Source organism: Belnapia sp. AC561 (genome assembly GCF_979252845.1).
In genome coordinates this window covers 137025-156784 of record NZ_CEEDBP010000002.1, presented here as the reverse complement: position 1 = coordinate 156784, position 19760 = coordinate 137025, and the positions used below count along the sequence as shown (strand labels likewise).

Genomic DNA, 19760 nt, shown 5'->3' with positions numbered 1-19760 from the left:
TGGCGGCTTTCTAGCGCGCCTTGACCGGCGCGTCCCGCCCCGGCGACGGCGTAATGCAGGAGATGAGCGGAATGCAGGGCAAGCATCGGCGCCTGGGGTGCGGCATGGCGCCATGGCGCCTGGGCTGCGGCATGGCGCTGGCGGCCCTGGTCACCCTGGGTGTGGCCGCCCCGGCCGCCGGGCAGTACCTGCCCCCCGCCGCCGCGCCCTTCACGGCGGCCCCGGCCGCGGAAGCCCCGCCGCCGATCAACCTCAGCCAGCGCGGCATCCCGGCCGAGGCCAGCGCCGAGAACGGCGTGCTGGCCCGCGACAAGGCGCTGGCCGCTGGCCGCCGCCTCGCCTGGGAGAAGGCGCTGTCCGAGGCCGGGCTCCCCGCCACCACCCTTTCCGACCAGCGGATCGAGGGTCTCGTCTCCTCCATCGTCATCGAGCAGGAACGCACCGCGCCGACCCGCTATACCGGCCGGATCACGGTGAATTTCGACCCGAACCGGGTCCGCTCCGCCCTCGGCGGCAATGCCACCGTCCCCGGCGCCACCCAGCCGGCAGTCGCCGCCGCCCCGGCCTCGAATTGGCTGGAGGCCAGGGCCACCTATCGCGGCATGGCGGAATGGCTCGACCTGCAACGGCGGCTGCGCATGGCCGGCCCGGTGGCCTCGGTGGATATCCTGGCGATCTCGGTCGATCAGGCGCGGCTGCGGCTCGGCCTGCGCGCCCCGGCGCCGGATGCCGCGGCCAGCCTCATCGCCGCCGGCATCGCGCTGGAGCCGATGATGACCCAGCCGGGCATGCCGGCCGATGCCTCCTGGCGGCTTGGCCTTGCCGGCGGAGGCTGAACCGCCGCCGGCCCCCGTGGCGGCGGAGACGCCCCCGCCCGAGGCCCCGGCACCCGACCCGGGCCCGCCGCATGTGCTGGTGACGCTGCCGAATCTCATCACCCTGGCCCGGCTCTGCGCCGTGCCGGCCACCATCTGGCTCATCCTGCACCAGCGGCTCGACCTCGCCTTCTACCTCTTCATCGGCGCGGGCGTGTCGGATGGGGTGGACGGCTGGCTGGCACGGGTCCGCAATGCCCGCAGCGCGCTGGGGGCCCTGCTGGACCCGGTGGCGGACAAGGCGCTGCTGGTCTCGGTCTACCTGGCGCTCGCCGGGATCGGCGTGCTGCCCGATTGGCTGGCGATCCTGGTCGTCTTCCGAGACCTGCTGATCGTCGGCGGGATCCTGGTGCTCTGGGTGCTCGGCCAGCCGCCGGCGATCCGGCCGCTGCTGGTCTCGAAGCTCAATACCTGCCTGCAGATCGCCCTCGCCGCGGTGGCGCTGGGGCTGGCCGGCTTCGGTTTCGATGCCCCCGGCGTGCTGGGCGCCTTTATCTGGGCCACCGCGGCCACCACCCTGGCCTCCGGCGCCGCCTATGTCGGCTCCGCCCTGCGGCATCCGCGGTCGACGCCATGACCCTGCCGCCCGCCGCGCCGCAGCGGCCGGAGCCTCCGGGGACGCCGGTGCCGGCGCCACCCGCCGCCATGTCCCTCGGCCGGCCGCGCATCGCCCCGCCGGTGGCGACCCGCCTGCAGCGCGCCGCCCTGGCCTTCGGCCTCGGCACCGGGCTGCTGCTGGTCTTCTGGCTCTTCTCGCCGATCCTGACGCCCTTCGTCCTGGCCGCCGTCATCGCCTATTTCCTCGACCCGCCGGCGACCCGGCTGACCCGCATCGGCATCCCGCGCGGGCTTTCGGCCCTGCTGATGATCCTGGCGCTGGTCGCCGTCGCCTTCCTCTGCCTGCTGCTGCTCTACCCGCTGCTGATCGCCCAGGTGACCGTGCTGCTGCAGCGGCTGCCGAGCTACGTGCTCGGCATCGGCCAGGCGGTGCGGGATGCGCTGACCGCCCTGTCCGAACGCCTCGGCCCGGATGTCTTCGACGCCAGGCTGCAGGACCTAGCGGTGGGGCAGGCGGGGGCCATCATCTCCTACCTCGGCACTTCGCTGGCGCGGATGATCAGCGGCGGCATCGCCATCTTCAGCGTCTTCACCCTGGTCACCGTCACCCCCGTGGTGGCCTTCTACCTGCTGCGGGACTGGCCGCGGATGATCCGGCGGATCGATGCCTGGCTGCCGCGCCGCTCCGCCGCCACCCTCCGCCAGCTGGCACGGGATACCGACCGGGTGCTCTCGGCCTGGCTGCGCGGGCAGCTGCTCTGCTGCGCCCTGCTCGCGGTCTACTATGCCGCAGCGCTCTCGGCGGTCGGGCTGGAACTCGGGCTGACCGTCGGGCTGATGTCCGGCGTGCTCTCCTTCATCCCCTATGTCGGCTCCATCACCGGGCTGCTGACCGCCCTGGCCCTGGCCCTGGCGCAATTCGGCACCTGGAACGGGGTGCTGGTGGTGCTCGCCGTCTTCATCGTCGGGCAGGTGGTGGAGGGCTACATCATCTACCCCCGCCTGCTGGGCGACCGGGTCGAGCTGCACGCCGTCTGGGTCATCTTCGCGCTGTTTGCCGGCGGCGTCGCCTTCGGCTTCCTCGGCGTGCTGCTGGCGGTGCCGCTGGCCGCCGTCATCGGCGTCATCGCCCGCTACTGGCTGCGCCGCTACATCGAAAGCCCGCTCTACCTGGACCCGCCGCGGACGGGCTCATGAGCGACGCCGTCACCCTGGTGCCCCCGGCGGGGTCCGTGCTGGCCCGCCAGCTCGCCCTGCCGCTGCCCCCGGCCACCCGCTACGAGCCCGGCGTCCTCCTGGCCGACGAGAGCAACGCGGAGGCCCTGGCCTGGCTCGACCGCCCGGAATCCTGGCCGCAGGGCCGGCTGGCGCTGCACGGCCCGGCGGCGGCCGGCAAGTCCCTCATGCTCCGCACCCTGGCGGCGCGGCGCGGCTGGCCGGTGCTGGAAGGCGCCGCGCTGCGCGGCCTGCCCGCCATGCCCGCCGGCCCCGGCCTCGCGGTGGACGATGCCGATTGCATGGCCGAGGAAGCGGCGCTGCTGCACCTGCTGAACCTCGCCGCCGAGGCCGGGCAGCGGGTGCTGCTCGCCGGCCGCGCCCCGCCCGCCCGCTGGCCGGTCGCCCTGCCGGACCTCCGCAGCCGGCTGCGGGCGATGACCGCGGTCGGCATCCGCCCGCCCGGGGAAGCCCTACTGGCCGCCCTGCTGCGGCAGGACTTCGCCCGCCGCCAGCTGCGGGTGGAGGATGGGGTCCAGGCCTGGCTGCTGCTGCACCTGCCGCGGGAAGCCGCCGCCGTCGCCGAGGCCGCCGCCCGGCTGGACCGCGCCGCCCTGGCGCATGGCGGCCGGGTCACCCGCGCCCTGGCCCGGGCAACCCTGCCCGAGCTGGTGGGTTTCGGATCCGATGACGAATCCATGGCACTGGCCGAGGGCGACTGCCCGCAACCACCGACCCTGCTGTAGGGTGGGGGCATGAGCCTCACCGAAACCCGGTCGCCGCCCGCGCCCGATGCTGCCCAGACCGCACTCCCGGAGGATCCGGACCGGTTCATCAACCGCGAGCTGTCCTGGCTCGACTTCAACACGCGGGTGCTGGAGGAGGCGGGCAATCCGCAGCATCCGCTGCTGGAACGGCTGCGCTTCGTCGCCATCTCGGCCGCCAACCTCGATGAATTCTACTCCGTCCGGGTCGCCGGGCTCATCGGCCAGGAACGCGCCGGCATCACCAGCCAGTCGCCGGACGGCCGTACCCCCTCGCAGCAGCTCACCGCCCTGCATGCCCATGCCCAGGTGCTGATCGAGGCGCAGCAGGCGGAATGGGGCAAGCTGCGCGAATTGCTGCGGGACGCCGGGATCGCCGTCTGCCGCAACGAGGAATTGACCGAGGCCGATCGCGGCTGGCTCGATACCTGGTTCATGGAACGGGTCTTCCCGGTGCTCACCCCGCTGGCGGTGGACCCGGCGCATCCCTTCCCCTTCATCCAGAACCTCGCCGCCTGCATGGTCCTGAAGCTGGTGCGGGAGGAGGATGGCGGCACCATGCGCGCCCTGCTGCCGCTGCCCTCGCAGATCGAGCGCTTCATCCGCCTGCCCAAGGTGGACGGCAGCACCGGCATCCGCTTCGTGCTGCTGGAGGACCTGATCCAGCTCAGCCTCCGCCGCATCTTCCCCGGCTTCATCCCGGCCGAGCATGGGCTGTTCCGGCTGATCCGCGACACCGACGTGGAATTCGAGGAGGAGGCCGAGGATCTCGTCCGCTCCTACGAGACCGCGCTGAAGCGCCGCCGCCGCGGCCGCGCCATCCGCCTCTCGGTCACCACCGCCACGCCGCCCGACATCGTCGACTTCGTCATCGAGGAGCTGGATGCCGAGCGCGGCAGCGTCTTCGTGGTGGAAGGGCTGCTCGGCCTCGACGACCTGAAGCAGCTCATCGTCGACGACCGCCCCGACCTGCTCTTCACGCCCTATGCCCCGCGCTTCCCGGAACGCATCCTGGATTACGGCGGCGACTGCTTCGCGGCGATCAAGGCCAAGGACATCGTCGTCCACCACCCCTACGAAAGCTTCGACGTGGTGGTGCAATTCCTGCGGCAGGCGGCGCGGGACCCGAACGTGGTGGCGATCAAGCAGACCCTCTACCGCACCAGCCGCGACAGCCCCATCGCCCGCGCACTGATCGAGGCGGCCGAGGCCGGCAAGTCCGTCACCGGCATCGTCGAGATCAAGGCCCGCTTCGACGAGGAGCGGAACATCGCCCTGGCGCGGGAGCTGGAAGCCGCCGGCGTCCAGGTCGTCTTCGGCTTCGTCGAGCTGAAGACCCATGCCAAGATGTCGCTGGTGGTCCGCCGGGAAGCCGGCAACCTGCGCAGCTATGCCCATTTCGGCACCGGCAACTACCACCCGATCACCGCCCGCATCTATACCGACCTGTCCTTCTTCACCGCCGATCCGGGCCTGACCGGCGATGCCGCCCGCCTGTTCAACTACATGACCGGCTATGCCCGGCCGGACCGCATGGAAGGCCTGGCCTTCGCGCCCCTGACCATCCGCCCGACCCTGCTGGGGCTGATCGAGCAGGAGCGGCGCTATGCCGAGGAAGGCAAGCCGGCCGGCATCTGGCTGAAGATGAACAGCCTGGTCGACGAACAGCTCATCGATGCGCTCTACAAGGCCTCCCGCGCCGGGGTGAAGGTGGATTGCGTGGTGCGCGGCATCTGCTGCCTGCGCCCCGGCGTCCCCGGCCTGTCCGAGAATATCCGGGTGAAATCCATCGTCGGCCGCTTCCTCGAGCATTCCCGCATCTACTGCTTCGGCAATGGCCATCGCCTGCCCTCCCGCCGCGCCCGGGTCTTCATCTCCTCGGCCGACTGGATGGCGCGCAACATGGACTGGCGGGTCGAGACCATGGTGCCGGTCGAGAATGCGACGGTGCATGCGCAGATCCTCGACCAGATCATGGTGGTGAACCTGAAGGACACCGCGCAGAGCTGGGAGCTGAGCGCCGACGGCAACTGGCGCCGGCTACCGCCCGGCCCGCATCCGGTCTCCGCGCATGAGTATTTCATGACCAACCCCTCCCTCTCGGGACGGGGCAGCGCCCTCAAGCGGACGGCCCGCAGCGCCCTGCGCAAGCCGCGTCCCGACCGCCTTGCCCAAGACTGATGACCCAAGACTGATCTCCGGGATTGAACCGCTTGTCCGTGTCACCACCCCATTCGCATCCCGCCCATCCGCACCCCGATGTCGCCCGCTGCGGCGTCGTCGACCTCGGCTCCAACTCCGTCCGGCTCGTGGTCTTCGAGGGCCGCGGCCGGAATCCCCAGGCGATCTTCAATGAGAAGGCGGTCCTCGGCCTCGGCCGCGGGCTGCAGACCACCGGCCGGCTGAACGAGGATGCGATCGGCCCGGCGCTGACCGTGCTGGCCCGCTACCACGCCGTCGCCGCCGCCATGCGGGCCGATCCGCTGCAGGTGGTGGCGACCGCCGCCGTCCGCGACGCGACCAATGGCCCCGCCTTCGTCGCGGCGATGCAGTCCAGCATCCCCGGCCTCTCGGTCCGCATCCTGACCGGGGAGGAGGAGGGGCGGCTCTCCGCCGATGGCGTGCTGCTCGGCTTTCCCGGCGCCGATGGCATCCTGGGCGACCTCGGCGGCGGCAGCCTCGAGGTGGTGCGGCTGACCGGGGGCAAGGTCGCCCGCGCCGCCTCCCTGCCCATCGGCGCCATCCGCCTGGCCGAACGCGCCGGCGGCGAGGTGATCCGCGCCCGCGCCATCGCCGAGGCCGAGATGGCCAAGGTGCCCTGGCTGGCCGAGGGCGGCGGCCGCGACCTGTATCTCGTCGGCGGCGCCTGGCGCGCGCTGGCGCGGATGCACATCGCCCAGACCGGCTATCCGCTGGCCATCGTCCACCACTACGTGCTGCGGCGCGAGGAAGCGCGCGACCTTTCCGGCGTGGTCATGGCCGCCTCGCGCCGGGTGCTGGAACGCATGCCGGGGGCACCGCAGAAGCGGCTCGGCGATCTGCCCTTCGCGGCCGTCACCATGCGCCGGCTGCTGCGCGCGACCGGCGCCGCCCGCGTGGTCTTCTCGGCCAATGGCCTGCGGGAGGGCTGGTATTCCCGGTTGCTGACCGAGGCGGTGCGCCGCGAGGATCCGCTGCTTGCCGCCGCCCGCGGCCTGGCCGAGGCCTGGGGCCGCGAGCCCGCGCTGCCGCCCGCCCTGCTCGCCTGGACCGATCCGGTCTTCCCCGACCAGGACGCGGCAAGCCGCACCCTGCGGGAGGCCGCCTGCTGGGTTTCCGACATCGGCAGCCACGACCACCCGGAATACCGGGCGGAACAGGCCTTCCTGCGGGTGCTGCGCCAGCATGGCGTCGGGCTGGACCACCATGCCCGCGCCTTCCTCGGCCTCTGCGCCGCCCTGCGCTACGAGGCCGACCCGGGCGCTGCCTTCCTCGGTGCGACGCGGGTGCTGCTGGATGTGGCGACCATCCGCCGGGCGGAGGCGATCGGCGCCGCGCTGCGGCTGGCCTATACGCTCTGCGGCGGCACCCCGGCGCTGCTGGCGGGCACGGTGCTGGAACGCAGCGGCGGCCGGCTGGTGCTGCGGCTCAGCGAGGGCACCGGCGTCTTCGCCGGGGAAAGCGTGCTGCGCCGGGTGGAACAGCTCGGCGCGGTGCTGGGTCTGGAAGCCGTGGTCGAGGTGGCGGAGGGCTGACGCCCCCCGCCGATCGGGCTCAGTAGCCGCCGCGATACCCGCGCGGGCCACGGCCGCCGTAGCCGCCGCCGTAACCGCGCGGCTGCGACTGGTCGTAGAGATAGCCACCCGCGCCGCCGACGCCGGCGCCGAGCAGCGCGCCCAGCCCGGCATTGCCGCTGAAGGAGCCGATGATGCCGCCGACCGCGCCGCCGCCGAGGGCGCCGGTCGCCGTCCGCTGCTGGGTCTGGTTGAGGCCGCCGCAGGCCGAGAGGGCCAGCGCGCCGAGGAGGGGAAGGGCGAGACGCATGCTGCGCATGATCATGATCCTCTCAGCGTGCCGCGTTCGGCGCAGCGGGGTGGGCCGGGCGCGTGGCGCGGCGGGCCGGGGCGGCCGCATCCGCCGGGCAGGGATATTTCGACTGGGCGAAGCGCAGCAGGCCGTCGAGCGCCGGTTCGGCGTTGTAGTTCGGGTTGGCGCGGCTCCAGGCGGCAAAGGCCAGGCCGGCCTCGGCCACGGTCGGCGCCGGATTCGGCACGCAGTACAGCGGCTTGCGGGCGCCACCGGCCGGATGCAGCAGGGTGTGGTACTGGCCGGCGCTGGTCAGGAAGCCCTGGCAATAGGCGATCGCCTCCAGCCGCGGCACGCCGGACCAGCCGGGATCGCAGACGGCGGCGAGATCGGCGACGGTCTGGACATGGGTCACGGCCGGCGTCGTCGCCGGCGCGTTGGCGGCCGGCATCTGGGCCATGGCGGGCGCCAGGGCGAGTGGCCCGCAGGCTAGCAGCGCGGCAGCAATTCGGGTGCGCATGGTCATTCCCCCTTTTCAGGCATGGGCGTGCCACCACGGCAAAGGCCTCGCCGTAAGGCGGGCGACCGGCGCCGTAGCAACCTATCCGATAGTGGATAGTGGCAGCTTAACCAGTCATTAGCGGACCGGTTCCCTCAACCCAGGGAAGAACCGCGTGAGCGGCTGTCACCCTGCGGCGATGAGCTTGATCTTCCGCCCTTCGACGCCGACCGCCAGGCGGCCGGCCTTCAGCGCCAGCGCCGCCTCGCCGAAGACCTCCCGCCGCCAGCCGCGCATGGCGGGCAGGTCGGGCTCGGGCTCGGTCGCCAGCCGGTCCAGGTCGTCCGAATTGGCCAGCAGCTTCGGCGCGACGTTGTGCTCCTCGGACTTCGCCGCCAGCAGCACCTTCAGCAGCGCGACCAGCGCCGGGGAAGGGGAGGGGCCGCCCCGGTCCTTCGGTGCTTCCGGCATGACGCTGTCCGGCAGCGCCTTGGCCTCCCGCAGCGCGGCGATCAGGCCGAGCCCGCTGCGGCCCTTGGCAAAGCCCTCCGAGATGCCGCGCGCCCGTGCCAGGTCGGTGGGATTGTCCGGCCCGGTCGCCGCCAGCTCCAGCAGGGTCTCGTCCTTCACCAGCCGCTGCCGGGGAATGTTGATCCGCTGCGCCTCCAGCTCCCTCCAGGCCGCCGCCGCCCGCAGCAGGCCGAGGAAGCGGCGGTTGGTGGTGCGGGGCTTGAGGCGTTCCCAGGCGGTGGCCGGGTCGGCGCGATAGGTCTCCGGCCGGTTCAGCACCGCCATCTCCTCGGCGACCCAGTCCAGCCGCCCCTCGCGCTCCAGCCGGGCGCTGAGCGCGGTGTAGATCCGCCGGAGATGCGTCACATCCCCCGCGGCATAGACGATCTGCGAGGCCGAGAGCGGCCGGGCCGCCCAGTCGGAGAAGCGGTGCGCCTTGTCGATCTGGGCATCCGCCAGGGACCGGCAGAGCTGGTCGTAGCTCACCTGGTCGCCGAAGCCGGCCACCATGGCGGCGACCTGGGTATCGAACAGCGGGGTCGGCACCGCATCGAATTTCAGCAGGAAGATCTCCACGTCCTGCCGCGCGGCATGGAAGACCTTGACCACCTTGGGGTCGGCCAGCAGCGCCCCGAGCGGCGCCAGGTCGAGGTCCGGCGCCAGGGCATCGACCACCGCCGTCTCCTGCTCGCCGCCCAGCTGGACGACGCAGAGCTCGGGCCAGTAGGTCCGCTCCCGCATGAATTCGGTATCGACGGTGACGAAGGTTTCGGCGCGCAGCCGCTCGCACAGGGCGGCGAGGGCGGCGGAGGTGGTGATCAGCGCCGGAATCGGCTCTGCGGCTGGCGGACGACGGCTCATGCATGCGTGTCTAGCCCCCCTGGCGGGGAAGGGAAAGCCGGCGCCGCTTGACAGAAGCCACCCCGGGCGCCTCTTACCGCGTTCCGACGCAATTGCAGGTCCCGAGCCCCATGCACGCCTATCGTACCCATACCTGCGGCGCCTTCCGTGCGACCGATGCCGGCAGCCCCGCCCGCATCTCCGGCTGGGTGCATCGCAAGCGCGACCATGGCGGGCTGCTCTTCATCGACCTGCGCGACCACTACGGCCTGACCCAATGCGTCATCGCCCAGGGCAGCCCGGTCTTCGAGCAGGCGGACCGGCTGCGCCCGGAAAGCGTCATCACCGTCACCGGCGACGTGGTCCACCGCGAAGGCGCCACCATCAACCCGAAGCTGCCGACCGGCGAGATCGAGCTGCGCGTCCGCGAGCTGGTGCTGCAATCCGCCGCCGAGGTGCTGCCCTTCCAGATCGCCGGCGAGCAGGAGGCGCCGGAGGAGATGCGGCTGCGCTACCGCTTCCTCGACCTCCGCCGCGAACGCCTGCAGCGCAACATGATCCTGCGGGCCCAGATCATCCAGGACATCCGGGAACGGATGATCGCCACCGGCTTCAACGAGTTCCAGACGCCGATCCTGACGGTCTCCAGCCCCGAGGGCGCCCGCGACTTCCTGGTCCCGGCCCGGCTGCATCCCGGCAAGTTCTACGCCCTGCCGCAGGCGCCGCAGCAGTACAAGCAGCTCACGATGGTGGCCGGCTTCGACCGCTACTTCCAGATCGCCCCCTGTTTCCGCGACGAGGCCGGCCGCGCCGACCGCACGCTGATGTTCTACCAGCTCGACGTCGAGATGAGCTTCGTCACTCAGGAAGACGTCTTCACCACCATGGAGCCGGTGATCCGCGGCACCTTCGAGCGCTTCGCCGAGGGCCGCCACGTCGATGCCGGCCCCTGGATCCGCATCCCCTATGCCCAGGCGATGCTCGACTACGGCTCGGACAAGCCGGACCTGCGCAACCCGCTGGTGATCCGCGACGTCACCGCGCAATTCGCCGGCTCCGGCTTCGGCCTGTTCGCCAAGATCGCGGCTTCCGGCGGCGTGGTCCGCGCCATCCCGGCCCCGGGCGCGGGCGCCAATCCGCGCTCCTTCTTCGACAAGATGAACGAGTGGGCGCGCGAGCAGGGCGCCGGCGGCCTCGGCTACATCACCTTCGACGCTGAAGGCCCCAAAGGTCCGATCGCCCGCAACCTCGAGGCCGATCGCGCCGAGGCGATCCGCGCCGCCTGCGGCCTGAAGGCGGGCGATGCCGTCTTCTTCGCCGCCGGCAAGCCGGCCGAGGCGGCGAAGCTCGCCGGCCAGGCCCGGCTCAAGCTCGGCCACGACCTCGGGCTGAGCGAGAAGACCGGCTTCCGCTTCTGCTGGATCACCGACTTCCCCTTCTACGAGCTGAACGAGGAGACCGGCCAGGTCGACTTCAGCCACAACCCCTTCTCCATGCCGCAGGGCGAGATGGCGGCGCTGGAAGGCCAGGACCCGCTGACCATCGGCGCCTATCAGTACGACGTGGTCTGCAACGGCTACGAGATGGCCTCGGGCGCCATCCGCAACCACAAGGCGGAGATCATGGTGCGCGCCTTCGGCATCGCCGGCTACCCGCCCCAGGCCGTCGAGGACCGCTTCGGCGGCATGCTCAACGCCTTCCGCTACGGCGCCCCGCCGCACGGCGGCATGGCCGCCGGCATCGACCGCATCGTCATGCTGCTGGCCGACGAGCCGAACCTGCGCGAGATCAACCTCTTCCCCATGAACCAGCAGGGCGAGGAGCTGATGATGGGCTCGCCCTCCCCGGTGGAGGAGGCGCGGACCCGCGAATTGCACATCCGCACGGTGATGCCGCCGGCGAAGGGTGCAGCCGGGCCGAAGGCTTCCTAGATCATCCTCTTCGCCCTGAAGGACATCCGCATGCCCATGCGCCGCCCGTTGCTCGCTGCCGCCTTCCTCTCGGCCGCTCTCCTCCCGGGTGCGCCAGGCGCCGCGGAGCCGGGCGTGGAGGCCATGGTCGGCCATCGCGCCGCCTATCGCCTCACCCTCGACCGGGTGCGGGACGGCTCCGACATCGCCCGGGCCGAGGGGGTGATGCTGTACGAGGTGATCGATGCCTGCGACGGCTGGGCCACCCGCCAGCGCTTCCAGCTCACCCTGACCGACCGGGACGGGACGGATGTGGAAACCACCTCCGACTACTCGACCTACGAGACCAAGGATGGCCGCAGCATCCGCTTCTCGCTGACCCAGACCTCCCAGGGCGCCGTCTCCCAGCGGGTGGCGGGGGAGGCCGAGGTGACGCCGCAAGGCGGCACCGTCCGCTATACCGAGCCCGATACCAAGCAGGAGACGCTGCCGCCCGGCACCCTGCTGCCGATGCTGCATACCATCCGCACCCTGGCCGCCGCCCGCGCCAACCAGCGGCTGCTGGTGGTCCCGCTGTTCGACGGCACCAGCGCCGACGGCGCGCAGGACACCACCAGCGTCCTCCAGGCCTTCCAGCCGCCGCAGCCCAATGCCCGCTTCCCGGCGCTGTCCAGCCTCGGCAGCGCCCGCATGCGCATCGCCTTCTTCGACCGCACGCCGAGCAGCAGCGCCGGCGGCGCCAGCAGCCCGGACTACGAGGTCGGGCTGCGCTACTACGAGAATGGCGTGGCGGATGAGCTGAAGATGGAATTCGGCGAGTTCAGCGTGGACGGCAAGATGCAGGAGCTGGCGGTCCTGCCCAACCCCTGCTGATCCGTCCCGCTACCCCCGTCTGAGGTTCCACAGGAAGGGGTTCGGCCCCTGCAGCACGCCGGTCAGGTCGCTGCGGAAGGCGGTCCGCAGCCGGAACAGCCCGGTCGGCGCGAAGGGCACGCTCTCCCAGGCCGCGGCCTGCAGCGCCGCCATGGCGCTGGCCTGGGTTTCCGCATCGGCGGCGCCGATCCAGCGCTCCACCTCCGCCTCGCTGGCCGCATCGGTCGGCCAGCCGAACCAGGCGCGCTCGCCATGGCCGCGGATGATCGGGCTGACCGCCGGATTGGCGATATTGGCCGCGGGGAAGTTGGTGTTGTGCAGGTTCCAGCCGCCTTGCGCCGGCGTCCCCTTGTTGGCCCGGCGGGCGATGATGGTCGCCCAGTCGCTCTCCACCAGATCGATGTTCACCCCGAGCCGCCGCATCAGGTCGGCCGTCACCCGCCCCTGCTGCGTCACCGCCGGGAAGTCGCTCGGGTTGATGTGGACGATCTTCTCCCCGGCATAGCCAGCCGCCTTCAGCGCCGCCCGCGCCCGGTCCATCGTCGCCTCGCCACGCGGGGCCGGGCTGAACTCCCGCACCTGCGGCAGCCCGCAGGGGAAGACCGCATGGCATTCCACCCAGTCGCCCGGCAGCGCGACGGCGGCCATGAAATCCGGCTGCACCAACACATCGCAGATCGCCCGCCGCACCGCCACGTCGTTGAAGGGCGGGTGCAGGTGATTGAACCGCAGAAAACCCAGAAAACCGTTCGGGTCGTAGACCTGGGTGCTGATGCCCCGTTCCCGCTGCAGCACCGGCACCAGGTCGGGCAGCGGATACTCGATCCAGTCGATCTCCCCGGTCCTGAGCGCCGCCGCCGCCGTGCCGCCATCCGGGATCCAGACCAGTTCCAGCCGGTCGAAATGCACCCGCTTGCCGCCCGAGGCGGCCTCGGCCGGCTCGTCCCGCGGCCGGTACTCCGCGTTGCGGGCATAGGCGGCGCGGGCCCCCTGGTTGAACTCATCGGCCAGGAAGCGCCAGGGTCCGCTGCCGATCATCTCGGTGATGGGCTTGTCGGCCGGGGTGGCGGCGATCCGCTCCGGCATGATGAAGGCGGGGCTGGCGCCCGGCTTGGCCAGCGCATCCAGCAGGGCGGGGAAGGGCCGGTGCAGCCGGATCACCAGCGTCCGGTCATCCGCCGCATCCCAGTCCGCCACGGCGCGGGCCAGCACCTGGCCGAAGCCGTCCCGCACCGCCCAGCGCTGCAGCGAGGCGGCGCAATCCCGCGCCCGCACCGGCGCGCCGTCGTGGAAGCGCAGGCCCTCCCGCAGGCGGATGCTCCAGGCCAGCCCATCGGCCGAGACGCTGTGCCCCTCCGCCATCTGCGGCCGCGGCCGCAGCGCCGCGTCGCAGCCATAGAGCGTGTCGAAGACGCAGTAGCCATGGGTGGTGGCGATGGTGGTCGGGTTGAACATCGGGTCCAGCACCGCTGGCGCCGCCTGCGGCATGAAGCGCAGGGTGCGGGCGCGGGCCGATTGCGCCAGGGCCGGCGCGGCCAGCGCCGCCAGCCCGGCGGTCGTCAACAGGGCGCGTCGCTGCATGGCCGTCTCCTCGGGGTTGCGCTGCCGATAGGCCAGCCACGGCCCAGGCGGAAGGGGGTGGGCTATCCCGCCGCCGCGCTTCGGCGCCATACTGCATCCACAGCCGTCGCAGAACGGCCCGCCCGTCACCCGGCCAGCGCAGCCCTGCCCCGGAGGCCACCCGGCCATGGACATGATGGTTTCGACCCGCTTCGAGGAACATCCCCTCGGCGAAAGCTTCGGCGCGGAATTGCGCGGCCTCCGCATCGCCGGCGACCTGCCGGAGGCGGAATTCTCCGCCTACATGGATGCCTTCCACCGCCACCACCTGCTGCTGGTGCGCGACGTGCCCTTCGACCCGACGGCGCAGGTCGAATTCAGCCGCCGCATGGGCCCGCTGGAGCTGCATTCGCAGAACCGCGCCACGCTCGAGACGCATCCCGAGATCTTCTGCGTCGGCAATTGGACCGTGAACGGCGAGCTGAAGGCCAATTTCGCCCGCGGCATCGAGCAGTGGCACGCCGACAGCAGCTACCGCGAGATCCCCAGCGCCGCCTCGCTCTTCTATGGGGTGATGTGCCCGCCGGAAGGCGCCGAAACCTGGTTCATCGATGCCGCCGGCGCCTATGCCGACCTGCCGGAGCAGACCAAGGCCAGCATCGACGGCCTGCGGACCGTGCATTCCCTGGCGACGCTGGCCGAATGGGGCCGCCGCCACAATCCGGACAAGCCGCCGCTGACCGAGGAGCAGACCCGCAAATGGCCGCCGGTCTCCCAGCCGCTGGTCCGTACCCATCCGGTCAGCGGGGTGAAGTCGCTGTTCCTCTGCCCCGCCGTTATCAGCCATGTCGAGGGGCTGGATGCCGAGGCCAGCCGGGTGCTGATCGATGGCCTCATGGCCCATGCCGCCCAGGAGAAATACATCTACCGCCACCGGTGGCGGGCGGGCGACCTGGTGATCTGGGACAACCGTTGCCTGTTGCATACGGCGACGCTGTTCGACCACGAGAAGTACCAGCGGCTGATGCACCGCACGACCGTCGCCGGCTGAGCCGTTAACTTCCCCGTCGCAGCGCCCAGAAGCAGGCCTGCGAGACCACCCCGGCGACCGCCAGCACGCTCGCCGCCGCCAGCGCCGGGTCCGGCCCGATCCCGGCCAGGGAGGTGCAGATCGCCCCGATCCCCATCTGCGCGAAGCCATAGAGCCCAGCCGCCGAGCCGATGACCTTCGGGTTGACGCTGACGGCCCGGGTCAGCGCCGCCGGGCTGGCCAGGCCGATGCCGAGGGTGAACAGCATCATCAGCCCCACCATCGGCCAGACCGCCAGCCGCCCCGCCAGCACCAGCCCCAGGAAGCCGAAGGCCGCCAGCACGCTGAGGAGATTGGCCCCCAGCATCGCCTTCGCCACCCCGAAGCGGCCGACCAGCCGTGCCGTCTGCACATTGCCCGCCGCCATGCCGAGGATCAGCAGCCCAAGATAGAGCCCCACCTCCTGCACCGGCACATGCAGCTCCTCGACGAAGATGAAGGGCGCCGCGGCGACGAAGGCATAGAGCGAGGTGGTGGCGCAGCCGCCGCCGATCGCCAGGGAGAGGAAAGTGCGAGAGCCCAGCAGCGCCCGGTATTCCCGCGCCAGCCCGCCGAGGCTGAGCCGCCCGCCACCGCGTCCCGTCTCCGGCAGCAGCCACCAGGCGCAGGCCATGCCCAGCGCTCCCATCGCCGCCAGCAGCAGGAAGATCGACCGCCAGCCGAAGGTCGCCGAGAGCAGCCCGCCCAGCATCGGCGCCAGCCCGGGCCCGACCAGCATCATCAGGGTCAGCAGCGCCATGCGCCGCACCGCATCCTCGCCGCCCCCGGCATCCCGCACCATGGCCCGGCCCAGCACCAGCCCGGCGCAGCCGCCCAGCGCCTGCACCAGCCTTGCCGCCACCAGGGATGGCGCATCCGGCGCGAAAGCCGCCGCCAGCCCGGCCAGGGTATAGAGCACCAGCCCCACCATCAGCACCGGCCGCCGGCCGAAGGCATCCGACAGCGGCCCATAGGCCAACTGCCCGAAGGCCAGGCCCAGCACATAGAGGCTGATGGTCATCTGCATGGTCGGCATGCTGGCGCCGAGGTCCCGCGCCGCCTCGGGCAGGGCCGGCACGAACATATGCATCGCCAGCGTGCCGCTGAAGGTGATCAGGGCGAGCAGCCACAAGGGCGCCTGGGTCTGCGGCAGCTTCTCCGCCATCGAGGGCCTTATCCCGGGAAGACCCCGAGCCTAGACCCCCGATGCTGCAGCGCGAAAGCCCCCGGCGGCTGTCAGAAGGCCCGGCTGAGCCCGCCGAAGATGCCGCGCCGCGTGCCGTACTGCGGCGCGCCGACGCCGATCCCGCTGCCGTCCCGCAGCTGGTAGGCGGTATCGAAGACGTTCAGCACATCCAGCCGCGCGGTCCAGGTGCCCTTGTCCGGCCCGGTGAAATCCTGCTGCAGGCCGAGGTTCACCGTCGCATAGGGCGACAGCTTCTCGGTATTGGCGAAGCCCCGCCGCAGCCCGCTGCCATAGAGCGAGCTGACCGAGACGCGCCCGCCCTCCCAGGCATTCAGCACCGCCCCGGCGGAGCCGGTGAACAGCTGGTCATGGTCGGTGCGGATCCACTTGCGGGCGATATAAGCCAGCTCATCCGCCTCGAAGGTGAATTGGGCCGAACGGATGTCCCGCGCGGTCGAGCGGCTGATGGCGAGGTTGCCGTAGAAGAGCCAGCGCTCGTCCCGCCAGTTGCCGCTGAACTCGACGCCATAGACCTTCCCTTCGCGGTAGTTGAAGGGGGTGAAGATCAGCGCATTGCCGAACTGGCCGAAGTCCAGCAGGTCCCGCACGTCCTTGTAGTAGGCATCGACGCCCAGCGTCAGGTTCGGGCCGATCCGCTGCGAGATGCCGGCATCGAAGCGATGCGCCCGCTCCGGCCGCACCGTGTCGTTGCGCAGGCTCTCGGGTGCGTTGGTCGTGTTCTGGAAGCGCTCCAGGGTCGGGCCCTGCACCAGCTCCTGCTGCGGCGGGGTGAAGGTGCGGGCATAGCCGGCATGGACCGTGGTGGTCTCGGTCGGCTTCCACACCAGGTTGGCGCGCGGCGAGAGCTGGCCATTGACCGTGTACTGCACCATCTGGTCCGCCCGCAGGCCGAGGTTCAGCGTCACCGCATCGCTGATCCGCCACTCGTCCTGCAGATAGACGCCATAGAGCCAGCCGACCCGGTTGGTGCGGTCGGCCAAGCCGAAGGGGTCGTCCTGCGGATCCCCGTTGGCATCCAGCGGCAGCACCGTGGTCTGGCTGCGGAAGCGGCTGGCCTCCCGGCTCGCCTGCATGCCGAAGCGCAGCGTGTGGTCGGCCGAGGCCCGCCAGGAGGCATCCGCCTGGCCCCCGACGGTGACGCTGCCCCGGTACACATCCGAGGCGACGCCGTTGAACCGTGTCTCCCCCACCACATCCGGCACGTAGTGGATGGAGCTGCTGCGGGTGAAGCCGGCCACCTGCAATTCCACGTCGCCGAGCGTCTTCTGCACCGCCGCCACGCCGTACCAGTTCCGCTCCCACTGCCGGGCGCGCAGGTCGCGGCTGTCGAAGGCATTGTCGCCGAAGGCGGTGAAGCCGGTCTCCTGCCCCGGCGTGACCGGGATGCGGAAGCGGTTCAGCGAGGTGCCGGCGATCACCGAGAGCCGCGTCGTCTCATCGAGCTGCCGCGCCGCATAGGCGAGGCCCCGGGTCTGCGAGGATTGCCCGTTCAGCGCCGTCCGCGTCCGCGCCGGATTCTCGATCCCCTGATCCGTCCGCAGCAGGCTGCCGGTGGCAAACACGTCCCAGCCGCCGGCGATCCCGGCCCAGCTCGCCGAAGGCTGCAGCGTCCCCCGCGATCCGCCGTACATGCCGATGCTGCCGCCCGGGTCGAGCGCGCCGCTGCGCGTCTCGAGGTCGATCACCGCATTGGTGCGGAAGCCGAATTGCGCCGGCAGCGCGCCGGTCAGGACGGAGACGCTGCGCAGCGCCCGCGCGTCGAAGACCTGGCCGAAGCCGGACAGCCCCTCCGGCAGGACCACGCCGTTCAGCCGGTATTGCAGGTTGCGGTGCTCGCCGCGGACATGGATGTCGCCGAAGCTGTCCTGCACCACGCCGGGGGTCTGGGCGATCAGCGCGTTCAGCGGCTGGTTGCCGCCGCCGGGCAGGCCCTCGATGGTGCGGCGGTCGATCGTCACCTCCCGCGCGCCGAAGCGGGCGAGGATGCCCTGGCGCGCCGCGGCGGCGCGCTGCGCCTGCACCACCAGCTCGGGCAGGGTGGCTTCGGTCGCGTCCTGGGCCGCGGCAGGAAGGGCGAGGAGCAGCAGGGGAAGTGCAAGGCGGCGTGTCATGGCGTGACGTTATGTTATAACGTCCCATCCTGACAATCCCATCTCTGGCCGATTCAGGCAAACAGGACCCCATTCGCGCTGACCGTCACCCAGGGGTGGTCCGGCAGCGCCTCCGCCATCGCCACTAGCAGCCCGGCCGCATCCAGCCCGCCCGCCATCTTCGCCAGCCAGGGTGCCGTCTCGGCCTCGCTCGCCGCATGGCCCAGCGCATGCTCCAGCAGCAGCGGCACCAGCGCCGCGGCATCCGCCCCGGCAGCCGGCGCCATGCCCAGGAATTCGGCTGCCAGCGCCTCCGCCGTGCCGCCGCCGGCCAGGGCGGCGGTCCAGGCGGTCCAATCCTCCGGCGCCGGCGCATGGCCCAGCGCCAGCCGGTACAGCACCGCCACCTGCTCCGCCGTCGCATGTTCGTCCCAGAGCCCGGCCGCCACATCCGCCGCCGTCGCCCGCCGCGCCGCCCAGCCATCGGCCAGCGCGACCAGCGCCTCCGCCCGGCTCGCCCCGCCGGCCAGCGCATCCCGCACGTCCCAGGCGAGGTCCGGCGCGCCCAGATGCCCGGCCAGCAGCCCGGCGAAGCCGGCATCGTCCAGGCTGCCGAAGCGTTCGGCGAATTCGGCACTGTTGATGAAGCCCGCCGCCACCGCGGCCTTCGAGGCCCCATGGTCCAGCGCCAGGGTCCAATGCGCCAGGCCGGTGTCATCCGGCAGCCGGTCCAGCGCGACGCGATAGAGCCGCGCCACCAGCGCCACCGTGTCATCCGCATCGGCCACCAGCCGGCCATCGGTGAACTGCACCACCTCGATATCCGATATCCGGTCCACCCCGTCCGGCGCGGCCACCCGGCCAGCGGCGAGGTCCACCGCCACCGCGGCCCGGACGAAGTCCAGCCGCAGCACGTCGATCCCGCCGCCGCCGAGGAGGGTGTCATCCCCGGCGCCCCCGACCAGCGTATCGGCCACCGCGCCACCCAGCAGCAGGTCGTCCCCGTCGCCGCCCAGCAGCAGGTTCGGCAGGTCCGTCCCCACCAGCCGGTCGTCGCCGGCGGTGCCGGTGCCCTGCACCGCGCCATCCTGCCAGGACCAGCGCTGCCCCAGCGCCTGTTCCGCCGCATCCGTCCCGTATAATTCCTGCACCGCCGCCGCATCCAGCGCCCGCGGCGCCACCGGCTGCGCCAGTCGGCCGGTTGTGCTCGACATCACCGTCAGGTCGCGGGTCGCGCCGGGGACCTCATCCGGGTGGTCGAGGCCGAGCGTATGGCCGATCTCATGCAGCAGCGTGGCGAAGCCGACGCGGGTGGCGCTGGGCGCCAGGCCATCGCCACGGAACAGGGGGAGGCTGAGGGCGATATCCCCGTCGCCCGGCCCCGTCGCGCGGCCCAGCACGCCGAGCGCCATGCTTTCCAGCCGGAAGCGCAGGTCGATCCCCGCCCCGCCGATGGTATCCGGCACCTCCAGGAAGCCGAGACCCGAGGCCGCCGCCCAGGCCGCCAGCGCCAGCCGGGCGGAGGCCTGCTGCGCCGCCGTGAAGGCCGCCCAATTCCCATCCACCAGCCGGTTGCCGAGCTCGTCCAGCCCATCGGCGGCGAAGCTATAGGTCAGCACCAGGGCGCCGCCGCCCCGCCAGGGGGCGCCGCCGAGAAGGATGCCGGGATCGGGGTTGCTCATGCGGTCTTGCCTGGTCTCGGGCCGCCCGGGGCAGGCGGCCGTTCCGCAGACGTAAGGCCGCGCTTAACCTCTCATCAATAAAAAAAGAGACTGTTAATGTTTT

The 19760-nt window shown here is 71.7% G+C and carries 16 protein-coding genes; 9 read left to right on the top strand and 7 right to left on the bottom strand.

Annotated features, from left to right (window positions below; all coding sequences use genetic code 11):
• Positions 1–104: 104 nt before the first annotated feature.
• From AC0IW9_RS02430 to AC0IW9_RS02405, 6 genes are read left to right on the top strand one after another with little or no spacing between them, the layout of a single operon-like run.
• Positions 105–836 (top strand): hypothetical protein, encoded by a 732-nt coding sequence (locus AC0IW9_RS02430; RefSeq protein ID WP_471646612.1) that lies wholly within the window; start codon positions 105–107, stop codon positions 834–836.
• Positions 820–1452 carry a CDP-alcohol phosphatidyltransferase family protein gene (locus AC0IW9_RS02425; RefSeq protein WP_471646611.1) on the top strand — a complete coding sequence of 211 codons (633 nt, stop codon included), beginning with the start codon at positions 820–822 and terminating at the stop codon, positions 1450–1452. The genes AC0IW9_RS02430 and AC0IW9_RS02425 overlap by 17 nt, the downstream gene beginning before the upstream one ends.
• Positions 1449–2630 carry an AI-2E family transporter gene (locus AC0IW9_RS02420; protein WP_471646610.1) on the top strand — a complete coding sequence of 394 codons (1182 nt, stop codon included), beginning with the start codon at positions 1449–1451 and terminating at the stop codon, positions 2628–2630. Before AC0IW9_RS02425 ends, AC0IW9_RS02420 begins: the two co-directional genes overlap by 4 nt.
• A complete protein-coding gene (locus tag AC0IW9_RS02415; protein ID WP_471646609.1) occupies positions 2627–3394 on the top strand; it encodes a P-loop NTPase family protein in 768 nt (255 codons plus the stop codon). The genes AC0IW9_RS02420 and AC0IW9_RS02415 overlap by 4 nt, the downstream gene beginning before the upstream one ends.
• A 9-nt stretch (positions 3395–3403) precedes the next feature.
• The gene (locus AC0IW9_RS02410; protein ID WP_471646608.1) at positions 3404–5593 is read left to right on the top strand and encodes an RNA degradosome polyphosphate kinase; all 2190 of its coding nucleotides are present in this window, start codon (positions 3404–3406) and stop codon (positions 5591–5593) included.
• 38 nt (positions 5594–5631) lie between these two features.
• Positions 5632–7146: a Ppx/GppA phosphatase family protein gene (locus AC0IW9_RS02405; protein ID WP_471646726.1), complete on the top strand. Its 1515-nt coding sequence runs from the start codon at positions 5632–5634 to the stop codon at positions 7144–7146.
• 19 nt (positions 7147–7165) lie between these two features.
• Here the strand turns inward: AC0IW9_RS02405 and AC0IW9_RS02400 are convergent, their stop codons facing one another.
• The 3 genes from AC0IW9_RS02400 to rnd form a co-directional block, all read right to left on the bottom strand.
• Positions 7166–7444 carry a YMGG-like glycine zipper-containing protein gene (locus AC0IW9_RS02400; RefSeq protein WP_471646607.1) on the bottom strand — a complete coding sequence of 93 codons (279 nt, stop codon included), beginning with the start codon at positions 7442–7444 and terminating at the stop codon, positions 7166–7168.
• Positions 7445–7457: 13 nt separating this feature from the next.
• A complete protein-coding gene (locus AC0IW9_RS02395) occupies positions 7458–7943 on the bottom strand; it encodes a Rap1a/Tai family immunity protein (RefSeq protein WP_471646606.1) in 486 nt (161 codons plus the stop codon).
• A gap of 159 nt (positions 7944–8102) precedes the next feature.
• The gene (rnd, locus tag AC0IW9_RS02390; RefSeq protein WP_471646605.1) at positions 8103–9287 is read right to left on the bottom strand and encodes a ribonuclease D; all 1185 of its coding nucleotides are present in this window, start codon (positions 9285–9287) and stop codon (positions 8103–8105) included.
• Between the two features lie 110 nt (positions 9288–9397).
• Between rnd and aspS the strand changes: the two genes are divergently transcribed.
• The gene (gene aspS / locus AC0IW9_RS02385) at positions 9398–11197 is read left to right on the top strand and encodes an aspartate--tRNA ligase (RefSeq protein WP_471646604.1); all 1800 of its coding nucleotides are present in this window, start codon (positions 9398–9400) and stop codon (positions 11195–11197) included.
• Between the two features lie 30 nt (positions 11198–11227).
• A complete protein-coding gene (locus AC0IW9_RS02380; protein WP_471646603.1) occupies positions 11228–12049 on the top strand; it encodes an EipB family protein in 822 nt (273 codons plus the stop codon).
• 9 nt (positions 12050–12058) lie between these two features.
• Here the strand turns inward: AC0IW9_RS02380 and AC0IW9_RS02375 are convergent, their stop codons facing one another.
• The gene (locus tag AC0IW9_RS02375; RefSeq protein ID WP_471646602.1) at positions 12059–13630 is read right to left on the bottom strand and encodes an ABC transporter substrate-binding protein; all 1572 of its coding nucleotides are present in this window, start codon (positions 13628–13630) and stop codon (positions 12059–12061) included.
• 166 nt (positions 13631–13796) lie between these two features.
• On the opposite strand from AC0IW9_RS02375, the gene AC0IW9_RS02370 reads away from it, so the two are divergent.
• Positions 13797–14660 carry a TauD/TfdA dioxygenase family protein gene (locus AC0IW9_RS02370; RefSeq protein ID WP_471646601.1) on the top strand — a complete coding sequence of 288 codons (864 nt, stop codon included), beginning with the start codon at positions 13797–13799 and terminating at the stop codon, positions 14658–14660.
• A 4-nt stretch (positions 14661–14664) separates the two neighbouring features.
• On the opposite strand, the gene AC0IW9_RS02365 is transcribed toward AC0IW9_RS02370, so the two are convergent.
• The 3 genes from AC0IW9_RS02365 to AC0IW9_RS02355 all read right to left on the bottom strand — a co-directional run bounded on the left by AC0IW9_RS02365 (position 14665) and on the right by AC0IW9_RS02355 (position 19657).
• A complete protein-coding gene (locus tag AC0IW9_RS02365; protein ID WP_471646600.1) occupies positions 14665–15843 on the bottom strand; it encodes a multidrug effflux MFS transporter in 1179 nt (392 codons plus the stop codon).
• Between the two features lie 71 nt (positions 15844–15914).
• The gene (locus AC0IW9_RS02360) at positions 15915–17996 is read right to left on the bottom strand and encodes a TonB-dependent receptor (protein WP_471646599.1); all 2082 of its coding nucleotides are present in this window, start codon (positions 17994–17996) and stop codon (positions 15915–15917) included.
• Positions 17997–18049: 53 nt separating this feature from the next.
• A complete protein-coding gene (locus AC0IW9_RS02355) occupies positions 18050–19657 on the bottom strand; it encodes a DUF4214 domain-containing protein (protein ID WP_471646598.1) in 1608 nt (535 codons plus the stop codon).
• Between the last annotated feature and the right edge of the window lie 103 nt (positions 19658–19760).